The organism is Coprococcus intestinalis (assembly GCF_023656595.1).
GTDB classification, from domain to species: domain Bacteria; phylum Bacillota; class Clostridia; order Lachnospirales; family Lachnospiraceae; genus Coprococcus_A; species Coprococcus_A intestinihominis.
Genome location: NZ_JAMOKJ010000001.1, coordinates 296,923 through 312,326, shown reverse-complemented (window position 1 = coordinate 312,326; position 15,404 = coordinate 296,923). Strand labels below are relative to the sequence as shown.

At 37.2% G+C, this 15,404-nt stretch carries 14 protein-coding genes and 1 pseudogene; 11 read left to right on the top strand and 4 right to left on the bottom strand.

The window, feature by feature from the left end; genetic code table 11:
* The first annotated feature begins 197 nt into the window (after positions 1 to 197).
* From NBH03_RS01430 to NBH03_RS01420, 3 genes are all read left to right on the top strand, one after another.
* A complete protein-coding gene (locus NBH03_RS01430; protein ID WP_250796325.1) occupies positions 198 to 380 on the top strand; it encodes a plasmid mobilization protein in 183 nt (60 codons plus the stop codon).
* Positions 377 to 3,571 carry an N-6 DNA methylase gene (locus tag NBH03_RS01425; RefSeq protein ID WP_250796316.1) on the top strand — a complete coding sequence of 1,065 codons (3,195 nt, stop codon included), beginning with the start codon at positions 377 to 379 and terminating at the stop codon, positions 3,569 to 3,571. Before NBH03_RS01430 ends, NBH03_RS01425 begins: the two co-directional genes overlap by 4 nt.
* Before the next feature lie 248 nt (positions 3,572 to 3,819).
* Positions 3,820 to 4,482, top strand: a complete 663-nt coding sequence (locus NBH03_RS01420; RefSeq protein ID WP_250796310.1) for a hypothetical protein — start codon at positions 3,820 to 3,822, stop codon at positions 4,480 to 4,482.
* Between the two features lie 45 nt (positions 4,483 to 4,527).
* On the opposite strand, the gene NBH03_RS01415 is transcribed toward NBH03_RS01420, so the two are convergent.
* The 4 genes and pseudogenes from NBH03_RS01415 to NBH03_RS16070 form a co-directional block, all read right to left on the bottom strand.
* Positions 4,528 to 5,430, bottom strand: a complete 903-nt coding sequence (locus NBH03_RS01415) for a phage major capsid protein (RefSeq protein ID WP_250796305.1) — start codon at positions 5,428 to 5,430, stop codon at positions 4,528 to 4,530.
* A gap of 1 nt (position 5,431) precedes the next feature.
* A complete protein-coding gene (locus NBH03_RS01410; RefSeq protein ID WP_250796295.1) occupies positions 5,432 to 5,731 on the bottom strand; it encodes a hypothetical protein in 300 nt (99 codons plus the stop codon).
* A gap of 248 nt (positions 5,732 to 5,979) precedes the next feature.
* Positions 5,980 to 6,213, bottom strand: coding sequence for a hypothetical protein (locus NBH03_RS01405; protein ID WP_243059917.1), 234 nt, complete (start codon positions 6,211 to 6,213; stop codon positions 5,980 to 5,982).
* 153 nt (positions 6,214 to 6,366) lie between these two features.
* Positions 6,367 to 7,134, bottom strand: a pseudogene (locus tag NBH03_RS16070) (DNA primase family protein); the annotation flags it as partial.
* Between NBH03_RS16070 and NBH03_RS01395 the strand changes: the two are divergent.
* From NBH03_RS01395 to NBH03_RS01360, 8 genes are all read left to right on the top strand, one after another.
* Positions 7,064 to 7,924: a phage major capsid protein gene (locus NBH03_RS01395; RefSeq protein ID WP_331476017.1), complete on the top strand. Its 861-nt coding sequence runs from the start codon at positions 7,064 to 7,066 to the stop codon at positions 7,922 to 7,924. The pseudogene NBH03_RS16070 and the gene NBH03_RS01395 sit on opposite strands and share 71 nt — an antisense overlap.
* Before the next feature lie 268 nt (positions 7,925 to 8,192).
* Positions 8,193 to 8,402 carry an excisionase gene (locus NBH03_RS01390; protein WP_250796289.1) on the top strand — a complete coding sequence of 70 codons (210 nt, stop codon included), beginning with the start codon at positions 8,193 to 8,195 and terminating at the stop codon, positions 8,400 to 8,402.
* Positions 8,403 to 8,511: 109 nt separating this feature from the next.
* The gene (locus tag NBH03_RS01385) at positions 8,512 to 8,721 is read left to right on the top strand and encodes a MerR family transcriptional regulator (protein ID WP_250796280.1); all 210 of its coding nucleotides are present in this window, start codon (positions 8,512 to 8,514) and stop codon (positions 8,719 to 8,721) included.
* A complete protein-coding gene (locus NBH03_RS01380; RefSeq protein WP_250796276.1) occupies positions 8,721 to 10,004 on the top strand; it encodes a site-specific integrase in 1,284 nt (427 codons plus the stop codon). The genes NBH03_RS01385 and NBH03_RS01380 overlap by 1 nt, the downstream gene beginning before the upstream one ends.
* Before the next feature lie 106 nt (positions 10,005 to 10,110).
* Positions 10,111 to 11,052: a DUF6994 family protein gene (locus NBH03_RS01375; protein WP_250796262.1), complete on the top strand. Its 942-nt coding sequence runs from the start codon at positions 10,111 to 10,113 to the stop codon at positions 11,050 to 11,052.
* On the top strand, positions 11,045 to 12,421 hold the full coding sequence (locus tag NBH03_RS01370; RefSeq protein ID WP_250796258.1) for a KAP family P-loop NTPase fold protein: 1,377 nt from the start codon (positions 11,045 to 11,047) through the stop codon (positions 12,419 to 12,421). The genes NBH03_RS01375 and NBH03_RS01370 overlap by 8 nt, the downstream gene beginning before the upstream one ends.
* Before the next feature lie 175 nt (positions 12,422 to 12,596).
* Entirely contained in the window at positions 12,597 to 13,082 is a 486-nt protein-coding gene (locus tag NBH03_RS01365; protein WP_250796253.1) for a low molecular weight protein-tyrosine-phosphatase, read from the top strand.
* Between the two features lie 37 nt (positions 13,083 to 13,119).
* On the top strand, positions 13,120 to 15,228 hold the full coding sequence (locus NBH03_RS01360; protein ID WP_250796242.1) for a phosphoribosyltransferase-like anti-phage protein: 2,109 nt from the start codon (positions 13,120 to 13,122) through the stop codon (positions 15,226 to 15,228).
* Positions 15,229 to 15,404 lie beyond the last annotated feature (176 nt).

The window sequence follows — 15,404 nt, the reverse complement described above, 5'->3', positions numbered from 1 at the left end:
AGATTATTACACTGAAAGGTGTGTTACATGTTAAGTTGATTGAACCGCCGTGTACCGAACGGTACGCACGGTGGTGTGAGAGGTCGAAAATTCCTCATCAAGAGGAATTTTCTCCTACTCGATTGTTGTAACGTGGCGATTTGTATTGTAAATGTTGCACACGGATGATATAATTTTGAACATAGGAGGGCTTTGAAATGAACAAGACAATTTCTATGAGTATTAGGGTTAGTGAAGAAGAACTGGATAAGTTGAAACAAGCTGCAAGACTTGAGGCGTATGCTTCATATAGTGAGTTTATAAGAAGAACTGCCTTGAAAGAGGCTGATAAGGTTATTGCTGCTTCAAACGAAAGGAAAACGGGGGAACGTAAGTTATGATAAATAAAGAAAATTTAAAAAAGGTTTTGGATTTTTTAGAATTTACACATAGAAAAGAAATTTATACATATAAAAATACAATTCTTGGATATACGATAGTGGTTGACTTTGCGGGAAAAGGGAAAATAACATATCCAGATGGCGTAATAGTAAATGATGAAACTACAAGTAATTTAACAAAAAATGAGAATTTTGTTGTTTTGGAATGTGTGTATAGATTGTTAAAACTGGGATATAAACCAGAGTGCATTGAATTGGAACCTAAATGGGAGGCACCACATGATATAGGAGGTGGTGGTAAGGCTGATGTGTTAGTTAAGGATAATGCAGGTGAATCTTTTTTGCTTATTGAATGCAAAACATGGGGAAAAGAGTTTGATAATTATTGGAAAAAAACAGAACAAGATGGAGATCAGTTGTTTTTTTATGCGGTTCAAAAAAGGTCAACCAAATATTTATGTATGTATGCATCAAATTGGGACAATGATGAACTGGTTAGAAAAAGTAACATTATCTCATTAAAAGACAATACTGCAACACTCGAATCATTTGATGAACCTATTTCTTTTGAAAAAGCGAATGACAAATCATCGTTATTTGCAGCTTGGAATATAACATATGGAAAGTATTCGTTTAAAAATGGAATATTTGAGGATACATGCATTCCATATTTAATTGAAGAAAAAGGAAGAGATATTTCCAATATTACAGAAATAGGTCATGATGATATACAAAAAAAATATCATGAATTTACTACTATATTAAGGCAACATAATGTATCAGGAAGGGAAAATGCTTTTGATAAGTTGGTAAATTTGTTTTTGGCAAAAATAGTTGATGAAATACGAAATTCAGATAAACTTCAGTTTTACTGGGGGGGACCACAATATGATGATTATTATAAATTGCAAGATAGATTGCAGGTTTTATACAAAGAAGGAATGGAACAATTTCTTGGAGAAGAAGTTTCATATATTGATGAGTCAACTATTGAAGAAACATTCAAGCTTTTTTTGAATGATCCGGATGCAACCAAAGATACTATACTTAAGTACTTTAGACAATTAAAGTTTTACACAAATAATGATTTTTCTTTCATTGATGTTTATAATGAAAAGTTGTTTTATAAAAATGCACAAGTATTAGTTCAAATGGTAAAAATGCTGCAAGATGTCAAACTTGTAACGGAAAAACCTAATCAGTTTCTTGGGGATTTGTTTGAAGGATTTCTGGATGATGGTATTAAGCAGAGTGAGGGACAGTTTTTCACACCAACACCAATTGTTAGATTCTTAGTGTCAACATTACCATTAGAGGAAATGATAAAATCAAAGGGTAATCATACATTAAAAATGTTGGATTATGCATGTGGAGCTGGTCATTTTTTAAATGAGTATGCTCGTAGAGTAAAAGAATATCTTCCGGATGATAGAATAACAGAGTATTATGGAAGTATATTAGGAATTGAAAAAGAATATCGTTTATCTAAAGTGGCCAAAGTATCAGCATTTATGTATGGTCAAAAAGATATTAATATTGTGTATGATGATGCTTTATCTGAAAATGAAAATATTAAGGAAGGTTATTACGATTTACTTATTACAAACCCACCATATAGTGTAAAGGGGTTTCTAGAGACTTTATCAGAGAGAGAGCGAAATAAATATTCACTTTATGAGTTTATTGGGAAGAATAGCATTTCGACAAATGATGTCATTGAAGCATTTTTTGTGGAGAGGGCATATCAATTATTAGCGCCAGGAGGAATAGCTATTATTGTTCTGCCAATTTCATTGCTTAACAATCCAGATATGGTATCGGTTAAGGCAAGGGAATTAATACTTAAATATTTTGACATATATGCAATAGTTGAGTTTGGAACGAAGACTTTTGGAAAAACGGGAACTAATACTGCTACATTATTTATGAAGAAGAGAGAAGAAAATCCACCTGAAAGTAATCATTATAAAAATAGAGTCGATTCATGGTTTCAGAATGATCGGACAAAGGATATGCTATTTGAAGATGATAATTTGTTAAAAGATTACTGTGAAATGAGGGGAATTGATTATAATCAATATATTGAGTTTATAGGTAATGATGAAAAAAGTGTTGTATGGTCAACCGATGTGTTTGTAGAATATTTAGAACTATACAAGAAAACGGCGGAGTGGACTAATAGAATACAAAAAGAAACTTTTCAAAAACTTTCAGAAGAAGAACAACAAAAGGAGTTACATGATAGATTTTATGATTATGTAGTTGCTTTAGAAAAAGAAAAAGTATATTTTTATGTACTTGCAAAGAGTAATCATTCACCGGTTGTAGTTGTAAAATCGCCAACATCTGCTACTGAATTGAAAAAATTTCTCGGTTATGGGTGGAGTGATACAAAAGGAGATGAAGGAATAAAGTATGTAGGACAGAAAGATTCAAAGCATGGAATTGATAAAATAAAGACACCATTATTTAATCCGCAGGATTTAAATGACGAGAATAAAATTAATATGATGATACGTAACAATTTCTTGAGAAAGGAAATAGTAAAACAACCGCATACAATTATATGTGGTATGCCAGATTTGCTGGATTTCTCAGCACCAATATTTGATAAGACAATTGATACATCATTGTTGAATCGGATTCAAATAGAAAGTGATTATGAATTAAAAAAATTCTCTAAACTAATTAGTTTAGAATATGGTAAAAATCTTCCAGAAGAAAATCGTATACCAGGTGAATATCCGGTTATGGGTTCTAATGGACAAGTGGGAACCCATAATAGCTATTTGGTAGAAGGCCCAAGTGTTATTGTTGGTAGAAAAGGAAGTGCAGGACAAATTGTATGGGAAGAAAAAAATTGCAATCCTATTGATACAACATTTTATGTTAATTTATTAGATGATACGTATAATATAAAATTTGTATATTACATGTTGTTGGCTATTGATGTTAGACAAATTCCTAAACAAAAAAGAAGTACGGGTGTTCCGGGATTAAGTCGAAAAGATGTGTATCAATTAATGTTACCTATTATTCCTTCACAAATACAAGAGGAACTGATAAAAAAATGTGACATAATAAAAAATAAATATGAGACAACTAGGATGACAGTAGATGAATATTATCTGAAAATAAGAGAGGTATTTTTGAAGAAAAATATATTTAGAATTGTTGAAAATGAAGATTAAGATTGGTAAGTAGGGGGATGCCAAATCTCTACGTTCTTCCATCCGGAAGACCGATGCCCCCTCAAATTGCAAAGGGGGTATTGTTTTTTGTCGGATATTTGCCGGAGAGACTTGTTTTTAAAGGATATGGGGAGATATTTGTGCGCAAATAATATGGTGTTCTGTGTAAAAATATTTCAGAATTGACTTGCTTTATTATTCATTTAGAGTGATATATGTACATACCAAAAAGAAAGGTGGTATGTGCAATGATTACAGAGATTGATTTTAATGTTAAAGGAGAGGAACGAAAGAAGCTGGCTTATGCCATAGGTGAATTGCTTGGAATGCCGGTGAAGTATACCAGAACACCCAAGTTTGATTATCTGATTGGAGATTGCATTCTGGATAAGAACGGAGTGTTTCATGCATCCGGGGATTTGTCAGAAAGTAAATTGGAATTGATTTTAGAACGGTTTTACAAAGGTGAGCGCATACAACAATTAGAGCTGCCAGAGGATGAAACTGTGAAAGCAGATGTATTAAGCGTATCAGTTCCAAGAAACATGTTTACAGATGACAAGCTGGTAAATTTGCAGAAGTTGATAGAAGGGAAGCAAACGCTTTTTAAACACGCATTCCGAGTGGAGCAGTTGGAGGTTGCTATTACCGAGAATCAGGTTTCATTTCCCTGGTTTCCACTTGCGTCCGAGCCGGATGCTGTGAGTGCATATACAGAATTTATTTCCAAGTTATGCGAATTAGCAATAAAACTAAAACGAGTAGCGCTGAAGGATAAAGAAGTTGAGAATGAAAAATATGCATTCCGATGTTTCCTTTTACGTTTGGGATTCATCGGAGATGACAGCAAAGTTGCTCGCCGGATTCTGCTTCAAAATCTTTCTGGAAATTTAGCGTTTCGCAAAGTATAAAATAATACGATTCTTTGGTGCAGGGTGTCGCAAAGATGCCCTGTATTATTTTATTGCAAGAAGCTGAACAGCTTCTGGGCGGATGAGCTTACCATCGATACGTTCATAAGCAGCATAGCCAGTCAAATTCTCGCGAGAATACAGTTCAGTTAAGATCTTTACGGAAAGTGGCTGTCGTTCTAATATCCAGAAATAGGACAAATCGCCAAATGCAACAGGAATACTGCCGGCTGCTATATCAGGCATATATGGCGAGATAACTATTGGACTGCTTAAGATCGTGTCATCTGACTGACGCCACAGATAATTACCATTCTTGTCTTTTAACGTTCTAAGGGTTAATGCTGTATTGTCATTCATTAACCAGACACCATTTTTCCTGAAGTCAGGCTTTGTTGCAAAATACAATGCAATAATATCATCATAAGATAAACTCTCGGCAGTATCGCTGCAACGTCCTGTCTCGGCGGTCATCAAAAGGCCGGATGGCTCGTTTATACCGGTTCCGTTGATGAAAACCTGTTCTTCGGTTCTGCCAAATCTACGAGCAAATTCATTGGTTAGATACTTTTCTACATTGAAGTGCATATCCTCAATGAAGCGGTTATTTAACTTTGATACAGCGGCGATTTTGTATGAAGAAAAAGATGCTTTGTCAAAAGAATCGTTATCTTCTGGAAAGGCAGTAGCTTCATTTACAATGGCTGCATTAGCAGTAGAAAATACTGTCTGGATAAGACCTTCTCTGGTGGGAGCATGAAGAACGGTTCCAAGCCTGCGGAATAAGTTTTCTTTTATAACGGCATCTGAAAAGTTATTGAAGTTTCCGGAAGGAAACATATAGCTGTCAGAAGATTTGTCATATCCTTCAGATAAAATTTCCTCATTTCTTCTTTTGTTTCTGATTACATTGCTGAATTCATAATTATAATTGCTTGATGTTAACATATTACATACCTCCTTCGATATTGGCCAGTCTTGGATCGCATTGACTACAGATTAGCGTGTTATGGTTAATTGCTTCAAGTTCATGCTGGCAATGGTGCGGACAGATAATCTGCAGGTGTTTGGCAGCAGGAATCTTTTTTTGCGATAAGCCTTCAAGATGGAATAGACCGCTGTGGGACTCTGAAATACCAAATTCGTAGCTACCATCTTTCATAAGAGAATGCTGACTGAATTTTCCAAAATAATTGTGATACTTTCCGTCAGTTGTTGACGTTTGTAATGGGAAAATAAATTTACTCATGTTTTCTACCTCCTCTGAAATTTGTGAATTGATGTTTGCAACAATAATTTTCTACATCTGTCCTGCTTGCAAAAAATACAGTGGAAAATCCACATAAGACACACCAGCTATATTCTGATGGTGCGTTACTTCTCATAACAGCAACCGGATGACCATTTGGTGTTGCCATGAGCGATATCACATCGTATTGTGCTGTACCTAAATTACTTGGAACGAAGCAGGACGCATAACATGGTTGAGACATTATATTAATCCTCCAATCTTTTCTTAAAATGTTTAAAGTAAAATTTCTGTAATTCTTCATAGGTGTCAAAATAGTGACCAGTACCACAGTATTCCAGACACCAGGGGGTATCTATGGTGTTACGGCTTTTCATAACAATGGCTGCAAAATTTGTGGTTTGGGGTATGATTTTGATTACTTCATAACGATCATAATCTAATCCTGACCACAGATACCTCTTTAAGTTTTCATCAATCAAATGGTTTCCTCCTTCCTTATAGGGTGCATCCAATCTTGGTGTGTCACTCTATGACGGTCAATTACATAACTTTTTATATACAATAAATTTTTCTCTTATAAGAAAAGTTGTATATAAGAGTGTCACCGACTGACACCACCTATGAAATGGATGTTATGCTGCAAAAATAGATTTCAAACGAAGTCCTTTTACATACCTTCCGGATTTATCACGTTTACGCTCAAAACCGGCATGTTCAATTGCGGCATAAAAGTCTGCTGTTCCCCTGATATATTCTCCTGTACTCATGCAGTGACCGCGGTAAGAAGAATACAGCTCACCGGATTTCTCTTTATAGCTGTCATCGATTTCACAACATTCACCTAAGAAATCATCAAGCCAGTCATTTTCTTCACGATATGATTTGATTGCATTCTGTACACATTCCGGTGGATCAATCTGGAAGTTATTCTGATATACCATTTGGGCACCTTCAATAATCTAGGTGAGAGCTGCACCTCCGGCATTTTCAAAAAGATAGTCAGCATAATTCTTAATATCAGATTTGCCTTCAATCTTTGCGTTAAAAGGAATGACAATCAACCTACGCCAAGTACTTGGATCAGTAGCACCAACCTTTGGAAGATGATTGGTATAAAGAACAGTAAGATGACTTGGTGTGAAACTAAATGGATCTTTATATTTTTTTTCACCATAAATCTGGTCGGTAGAGCATAGCTGCTTGATTGTGGCTGTATTAAGACGCGACCCTTCTTCTAACTCGGATGCAATAAGAATACGCTTTCCTTTGATTTCAGCAAGTTCTGGTTTTACATTTCTACGACATCCAACGGTAAGTGCGTCAGCGGATATGTTACCGCTGTATGTTCCCAGGACTTTTGCTATGGTATTCCAGAAAGTCGATTTACCATTTCTGCCTTCTTCTGCCTGCGCCATATGCGATAATCAAGGTGATTTAAGAAGGATAGCGACAGTTATTCGTGCATACAAAAATGGCTACAAAATCTTTGCGAAGGACTGCAAGGATAAGGTGGAATTTGTAGCGGAGGGGGCTGCAATTCCGGTATATGAAAGTGCCGGAGATTTCAATGAAAAAATGATTGAAAGCTATAAGCTGGCATCTATCGTTACATTGGATGAGGATTTTGTAAATGACGCAGGATTCGATATTGAAAAGTATCTGATACAAAAGCTTGGAAAGTCATTTGGAAAAGCAGAGGATAACGCATTTATTAATGGAACCGGAGCAGATGAGCCTATTGGTATCCTTCATAATACAGATGGAGCAGAAACAGCACTGGCAGTAGAAACACTGACTTATGATGATGTGATTTCTTTATATTTTAGTGTTGATAAGGAATATAGAAGAAAGGGTATCTGGCTTATGAATGATAAGACAGCACTTGCACTCAGAAAGCAGAAGGATAATGATAGCAATTATTTGTGGAATCAGGCAAGTGATACAATTCTTGGCAAACAGGTTATTATTTCTGAGTATATGCCGGATATCGAAACAGGTACTAAGCCGATTGCATTTGGTGACTTTTCTTATTACTGGATTGTGGGAAGAAAGCCTGTGACGGTAAGAACATTGTTGGAAAAATTTGTACTGTATGATCAGATTGGATATCTTGCATTTGAGTTCCTTGACGGAAAACTTGTAAGAAATGAAGCAATCAAGGTTATCCAGATGGCAGATGCAGGAAAATAATCGTAGAATTGTTTGGTTTTATTTCTATCATCTTGAATGGGATATATGCCCCTTGTATGGTATTTAGCTGTATTGGGTGGTTAATACCCCGTTTAAATTCACAGTTTTTGTGCGTGAAGGGGCGGCACCGTTGCCATGCATAAAAGGTGACAGAGATTCAGACCGCCCCTGGGGGCAAATATCACAGAATCAGAGTAAAAATGACAAAAAAAGAAAAGTAGTACAAAGGAGTCAGCTGTGTGACCACCTTGTCGGAAGGAGAGATACTATGAATGCAGAAAGCAATGAAGCGCTTTCTGTTAGTGAGAAGTATATGCTCACCATCAAGGAGGCAGCAGCTTATTTTAATATTGGTATAAAGAAACTGAGAAGAATTGCAGAGGATAACCTTGGAACGGTGGCGGTGTACTGTGGAAACCGATTCCTCATTATCCGTCCGAAGTTCGAAGAATTTATTCTTAATTCTTCAGAAATATAGTTCCTTTTATCTGCCGAAAGTAGTTGCTATTACAGGGCATAAGAGCGAACATAGGATGACCCCGAAAACCCTTGAAAACAGCCTCTTTTGGCAGAAAGGAAGTACTTTTATGGCAAGACCGAGTTTAGCAGAAAAGGATATTTTGAATCCTTCTGAGGCAATTGAATATTTTGTTCTGAGCCGGAGAAAATTTTATGATTTATTGAATAATACGGATGGAGAAGAGTTTCTGGCATACTACGGAGAACGCAAGCTGATTCTTCGTGTAGCCTTTGAAAGGTATCTGCATAACCATCCAGAACTAAGGAGGCGGGGATAATGGCAAAGGCAGGAAGAGGACAGACAAGGCGAGATTCCAAGCGTAGAGTATTAAGACCGGGAGAGAGTGTAAGAGCAGACGGAAAATATCAATATAAATATCATATTGATGGAAAACCACACTTTGTATACAGTTGGAAACTGGAGCCTACGGATAAACTCCCAAAGGGCAAGAAACCATGCCTTTCCCTTCGAGAGTTGGAAAAACAGGTAAACACAGATTTAGATTTGCTTGTAAATATCGTGGACGGACAGATGACAGTCTGTGAACTGGTAGACCGTTATCTGAAAACCAAGACAGGAGTAAGGCAAAGCACGAAACAGGGATATGTTACAGTACAGAGATTACTTGCGAAGGAAGCATTTGGCAAAAAGACAATACGAAGTGTGAAAACATCCGATGCAAAGCTGTTTCTCATCAAGCTGCAACAGGAAGATGGAAAAAGCTACAGTTCCATTCATACCATCCGGGGAGTGCTGCGACCAGCTTTTCAGATGGCTGTGGATGATGACATTCTGGTAAAGAATCCATTCGGATTTCAGCTTGCCGGGGTATTGGTAAATGACGCAGTCACAAGAGAAGCAATTACAAAAGACCAGATGAGAAAGTTCCTGAAGTTTGTGCATGACGATGTGGTGTACTGCAAATACTATGAAGTGGTGTACATACTCTTTCATACGGGAATGCGAATATCGGAATTTTGTGGACTGACGCTGAAGGACATTGATCTTGAAAATAGAACCATAAATATCGACCATCAGTTGCAGAGAACATCAGATATGCGATACATCATAGAAACCACAAAGACGGATGCCGGAACAAGAGTATTGCCAATTACGGAGGATGTGGCACAGATGTTTCAAGCAATCATTGAGGATAGAAATGCACCGAAAGTGGAGAAAGCCATAGATGGATATAGCGGATTCCTGTTTTACGATGATAATGGAATGCCACTTGTGGCAATGCATTGGCAACATCGTTTCAATCATATGGTCGGCAGATATAATGACATCTACCGGGTGCAGTTGCCAAATATCACGCCTCATGTATGCCGACACACGTATTGTTCAAATATGGCAAAATCGGGAATGAATCCAAAGACGCTGCAGTACCTCATGGGGCATTCGGATATATCGGTTACAATGAATGTGTACACGCATATCGGATTCGATGATGCAGAGGAAGAATTGAAACGGATGGAAGAGTTTAGGAAAGCGCAGGCAGAAATAGAAAAGAAAAACGATGCAAAAGCGGTATCACAGAAAATGTTTAAGGTGGTGTAGATAGGCTGCGCAGTAGATACGCTCCGGGTTCACTGGGGCGTTTTTTCTATGGAAAAATTACGGATGTGACGATATAATAATATTAGGAATTTTGAGGAGAATGCAAATGTCGAAACAAACGATAAAGAAAAATTATTGCTATATTAATGATGCGATGGGATGGACGGACGATGCATATAAGGCGGAAGATTATAGAGCTTGTAATTCTGGAAATAAATGCATGACAAGAAGATGTGCCTCTGCAACAGTAAAGGGATTGTGTTATAGAGATGCTGATGGATGTAGTAATAGGTTGTATCGTGACTTGTTGCGAATATGGAGTAAAGATGAAATATTGAAATTGTATATAGAAGACAGCACTAAATTTAATTTGGCTAATTATAACGGGGGTAGATTCAGTTGTGATTATATTGGTCCTTCTAGAGCGTGGGCACATTATGTTGGAATTGAAGATAGAGAAATTGGAGAGTATTTATTATATGCAAGAACTATCGGAGGACATATGATTTGGCCGGTGCATCGTATTCCAACAATTAATACTGCTAGAGCAGGCGGCGGAAGTTTATTTGATAGAATAGATTTGACACTTTATGAAATTCAAAGATTCTATTTGGGAGATGTCGATAAATCTAGTTTTTCACAACCGTTATGGAATGTATTACATAATGATATAGAAAAATCTTTTTTGTTAAGTTTTAGTAATAATCAGTATGGAGAAGCTGCATTTAAAGCATTTATAGATTTCTGGTTGTTACAGGATTTTGTTATGGATGCTGAAAAAGAAGATTATAGAATTATATCATTGGCTACAAGCGAGGAAAATGAAAAAATTCCTATATCAGAAAACGAAGCTGTATTTCCAGGTAATATTTCCAACATATGGTGGAAGGATATTGTTTCCGGTAATATCAGCGAAAAAAACAAAGAAATTCTATGTGATGCTTATAGGAAATATGCGAATAATTTAATTAAACTAATCCTAAGAAGAAGTGAGAAGATTACACATAAATGGGAAGAACAATACAAAGGAGCGAATGGACATGAATAGTTTTGAATTGATTCCTACGGAAGAAAATTTGATACATACCTTGAATAAAGATTTATTGAAACGAAACAAAGATTTAGTGCGTTTTTATGATTTGATATTAGCACAAGAAGGAGCTTCTTCTATTGCTATTGATGGCAGATGGGGGAGTGGAAAGACTTTTTTTGTGAAACAATCTATGTTGCTAATAAATGCAAAAAATCCGATGAGCGATATGGATGATGAAAAGAAAGCAAGTATTGTATACGCACTTCCATTTCCGAAAAAAGCAGAAGACATGCCAGAGAATTATGATGTGGCAGTTTATTATGACGCATGGGAAAATGATAATGATACAGACCCGGTATTGTCTTTGGTGTACGAAATAATAAAGCAGTTAGGAATAAATTATGCTTTTGATGATAATAGCAATGCATTCAAGTTGGCGGGTTCTGTGTTAGAGGCACTTACTGGTAGAAATATAAACGGTATTATTGAAAACTTAAAAAGCGATAATCCGCTTACAAAGATTAAAGAAGAAAAAGATTTACACGAGAACATTAAAAATTTCTTTACGGAGTTATTAGTTGAAAGAGGAAATCGGTTAGTGGTTTTCATAGATGAATTGGATAGATGTAAGCCAAGCTATGCTGTTCAATTATTAGAAAGAATAAAACATTATTTATATGATGACAGAATTACGTTTGTTTTTTCTGTTAATTTAGGGGAGTTACAACATACAATAAAGCATTATTATGGTAATACATTTGATGCGTGCAGATATTTAGACAGATTTTTTGATATGAGAATATCCTTGCCACCAGCAGATAAAACTGCATTTTATAGGGAAATGGGGTTGGAATCTAGTTATGTCTTAGAAAAAATATGTCGAAAAGTAATAGATACATATAATATGGAGTTGCGTGAAGCCACTCGTTTTTATCGACAAGTGAAAACAGCAGCATATGAGCCTACACATGAGAGTAGAAAATTTGATTTTTCTTTTTCAGATGGAAAAGGAAGACAACTTTTATTGATGTATGTGGTTCCAATTCTTGTAGGACTAAAAATTGTTGATATATCGTTATATAACCAATTTGTATGCGGAAAAAGTTCGAAACCACTTATGGATATTTATAAAGATTCTGATAAGGGAGAATGGTTGGCTACACGATTGCTAAATAGAAATGAAGCCTTTGAAGTGGAAGAAGGTAAGAGTGTAGTTACTGTTGAACAAAAAATCCAACAGTTATACGATGCAATTTTTGTTACAGAATATACGGGAAATGTGTATCATACCATACTTGGAGAGTACGAGTTTGATGATAATTCTAAGAACTTTGTGAAGAGTGTTGAGAGTATGCTTTCAGTATATGCAGATTATAATATATAATCCTTAGTAGTAAGCTAACCCCATTTTACTACCAATTTTACTACTAACAGCCCACAACAACTTGCTCCATCTTGCCCTATTTTGCCAAGAGTGCAGCAAAAACACACATTTCACAAATCCCCGGAATCCCTCGCAAACAAGGGCATTTCGGGGCAAAACAAGGAGAAATAAAACTATGATTAAAATACTTTTCATCTGCCATGGCAATATATGTCGGTCACCGATTTCCGAATATGTTTTAAAGGACATGGTGGAGAAATGCGGTTTAACTGATGCGTTTGAGATTGCTTCAGCAGCAACCAGTACGGAAGAAATATGGAATGGTAAAGGCAACCCAATTTATCCTCCGGCTCAGGCGGAATTAAGAAGACACGGCATTGGTGAAACCGCCTATACGAATTTCAGCGGTAAGCGTGCCCGACAGGTGACAAAGCAGGATTATCAGTATTATGATTATCTGTTGTGTGCGGACAGCAATAATATCAGGAATACATTGCGGATTACCGGTCCGGATAAAGAAGGAAAAGTAAAGCTTTTGCTGGATTTTACAGACAGGCCGGGAAGGTCTATTGCGGATCCGTGGTATACAGGTGATTTTGAGGAGACATACAGGGATGTTTATGAAGGCTGCACTGCATTGCTGGAGTCTTTAGAAAAATAAGTCAGCGAATGACAAGCAAAAGAAAAGGAGAGCTGAAATGGAAGAGCCATTAATTCGTACATTAGAAGAACAAATTGCAGAGAAAATAAAAAATTACCGCAAGGGGACCGGTGTTTATGATGCGGAGCATGTGGACCGGTGGATCAGTCAGTTCCCGGAAGAAGAAAGAATGGTTGTTCTGACGGAAACAAACCGTCTGTTAGAGCAAAATTATGTAGACCAGGCAAAGCTCATGGAATGGGAAAGGTACATAGAGACGAATGCGGATATCATGGGAACAGATCCGCAGAAAACAATTTCCAAAAGCCAATTTCTGGATATACAGACGAAGGGAAATTCTCAGAAACGTCTGGTGCCAATGGTTGAGTCCTATCTTCAAGCCTGCGGGTACACAGGGGTGAATACCTGTGCACCAGGTGAGGTGCGGAACTATTTTTATCTGGATGATTGCCTGTTTACCGGAATGACGCTGCTGAAAGATGTGGGTTACTGGCTGGAGACAGAGAATCCCAACCCAGGCAGTACCTTAAAAATTATTTACATTGCCGGTTATAATGGCGCCCTTCCTTATGTGAAAAAGAGACTGGAAGAAATCTGTGCACCAAAGCACATAAAAGCGGAAATCCATTTGATGAGGGCATATAAAAATGATATGCATCAGCCGCAGCCTTATGATATACTCTGGCCGAGGCAGGTAAAAGGGGATCCTTATGTGGATCAGTATATGGTGCATCTGGAGGAGCTCAAGGCATCTTCAGGACGTTCAGGAATTGGATTTCGAAAAGGTTATTCTGACGGAGAATCTGAACTGTTCACTTCAGGATATAACCGCTATGTGTTGGAACAGGCATTGATGAAAAAAGGGGCTTATATCTGTTCACTTAGTGAGAATGGCAATGACAAGATGAAGCCAATGGGATATAAGCATGATATTTCCTTGGGATTTGGTGCTTTCTTTGCAACAGATTATAATATTTCCAATAACTGTCCGCTGGCGTTTTGGTGGGGATCAACTGAAAAGACAGGAACAGTGTTGGAACAATGGTATCCATTGCTGCCCAGAGAAGTGAATGTGAAAACAATGCCGATTGAATATATTCAGGATGCGGAAAAGGTGCCGGAGGAACTTTGTGAGAAACTGAAAGGCATGCACTATAGTTCCTTCAGCTTTGAGCAGAGACAGTGGGCGATAGAGCCTTTGATAAAAAATGGTGCCTGGAATTTTGTAGGCGTGATGCGTGTAGATGAGCAAGTGTTTTTGTGCCTTCCGAAATCAGTGAGCGTGAGAAACGGAGAGTCTCAGGAAGAGAAAGAGCAACGGCTGCTGAAATATGCCAGGTTGTTGGAACAGTATTTTCAGGAAGTAAAAAAGTGTTCGGAGGATATCAATTTTGTGCCAATCTATCCTTGGTGTGTAGACACGCTGGTTTCATGGTGTGAGATAAGGAATCCATGGAGTAGGGAACAGAAGAATGTTGGTGTGATTGCGGCAGTGAAATTTGAAAAGGTATTTGAATGGCTGATCGGATGGCTTTATAGAAATCAACTTCACCTCTCAGGAAATGATGTGCTCTATGATAGCTTTATCTTACGTAGGGAGGATCTTCATATTAACCACCCGGCGTATAATATCTATGAATGGGAGCCGGTGAGTAAGAGAAAAGAAGACAGGACACTGGAAAATCGGAGAATTGTATTTGAAGATATGGAGAAGAAAAACATACCGGATATCGTCATCGATATGTCTGAAGGTGATCAGGAACTGTGCTGTATTTTAGATGCAAAATACTCGGGGTGGAAAGACAATGGATATAAACTCCCGGGAAATATGGATATTTATAAACAGTTCTTCTATCAGGAACAGATAAAACGGATGTATGAAAATACTGTGCTCAAAAGAACAGATAAAACGGAGGTCTATAACTTCCTGGTACTTCCGGATTATATCGGAGATACGAAGGATGGAATAACCAGGTATTGTGCAAAAATAAAATTTTATTATCATGAAGACCGGGAGATGGGCGTGATTCAGGTCAATCTGGAGAATCTGATTACAGCATTCTTAGAAGAAGATGAAGGGGAGCAGGAAAGACAGAGAGGTTATTTGAAAATGTTTTGTGCAAGAATAAACCCATTCTTAGGATAAGAAAGAGGGAGAAAAAGCAACAAAAAATTTATACATAATATTCTGGAAAAGAGGTTGCAATTCTTCTCAGAGGGTGGTAACATAAAGGCAGCAAATCAATAAAGTGATTACCGGGAGATTAGAGCAAGGTAAGTAGAGCGAGACAATCGCTCTATTTCCCTTGCTTTTTATTTTCC

Coding starts and splice junctions, on each gene's coding strand:
- NBH03_RS01430 (WP_250796325.1), top strand. CDS start 198: ATGAACAAGACAATTTCTATGAGTATTAGGGTTAGTGAAGAAGAACTG.
- NBH03_RS01425 (WP_250796316.1), top strand. CDS start 377: ATGATAAATAAAGAAAATTTAAAAAAGGTTTTGGATTTTTTAGAATTT.
- NBH03_RS01420 (WP_250796310.1), top strand. CDS start 3,820: ATGATTACAGAGATTGATTTTAATGTTAAAGGAGAGGAACGAAAGAAG.
- NBH03_RS01415 (WP_250796305.1), bottom strand. CDS start 5,430: ATGTTAACATCAAGCAATTATAATTATGAATTCAGCAATGTAATCAGA.
- NBH03_RS01410 (WP_250796295.1), bottom strand. CDS start 5,731: ATGAGTAAATTTATTTTCCCATTACAAACGTCAACAACTGACGGAAAG.
- NBH03_RS01395 (WP_331476017.1), top strand. CDS start 7,064: ATGTTACCGCTGTATGTTCCCAGGACTTTTGCTATGGTATTCCAGAAA.
- NBH03_RS01390 (WP_250796289.1), top strand. CDS start 8,193: ATGAATGCAGAAAGCAATGAAGCGCTTTCTGTTAGTGAGAAGTATATG.
- NBH03_RS01385 (WP_250796280.1), top strand. CDS start 8,512: ATGGCAAGACCGAGTTTAGCAGAAAAGGATATTTTGAATCCTTCTGAG.
- NBH03_RS01380 (WP_250796276.1), top strand. CDS start 8,721: ATGGCAAAGGCAGGAAGAGGACAGACAAGGCGAGATTCCAAGCGTAGA.
- NBH03_RS01375 (WP_250796262.1), top strand. CDS start 10,111: ATGTCGAAACAAACGATAAAGAAAAATTATTGCTATATTAATGATGCG.
- NBH03_RS01370 (WP_250796258.1), top strand. CDS start 11,045: ATGAATAGTTTTGAATTGATTCCTACGGAAGAAAATTTGATACATACC.
- NBH03_RS01365 (WP_250796253.1), top strand. CDS start 12,597: ATGATTAAAATACTTTTCATCTGCCATGGCAATATATGTCGGTCACCG.
- NBH03_RS01360 (WP_250796242.1), top strand. CDS start 13,120: ATGGAAGAGCCATTAATTCGTACATTAGAAGAACAAATTGCAGAGAAA.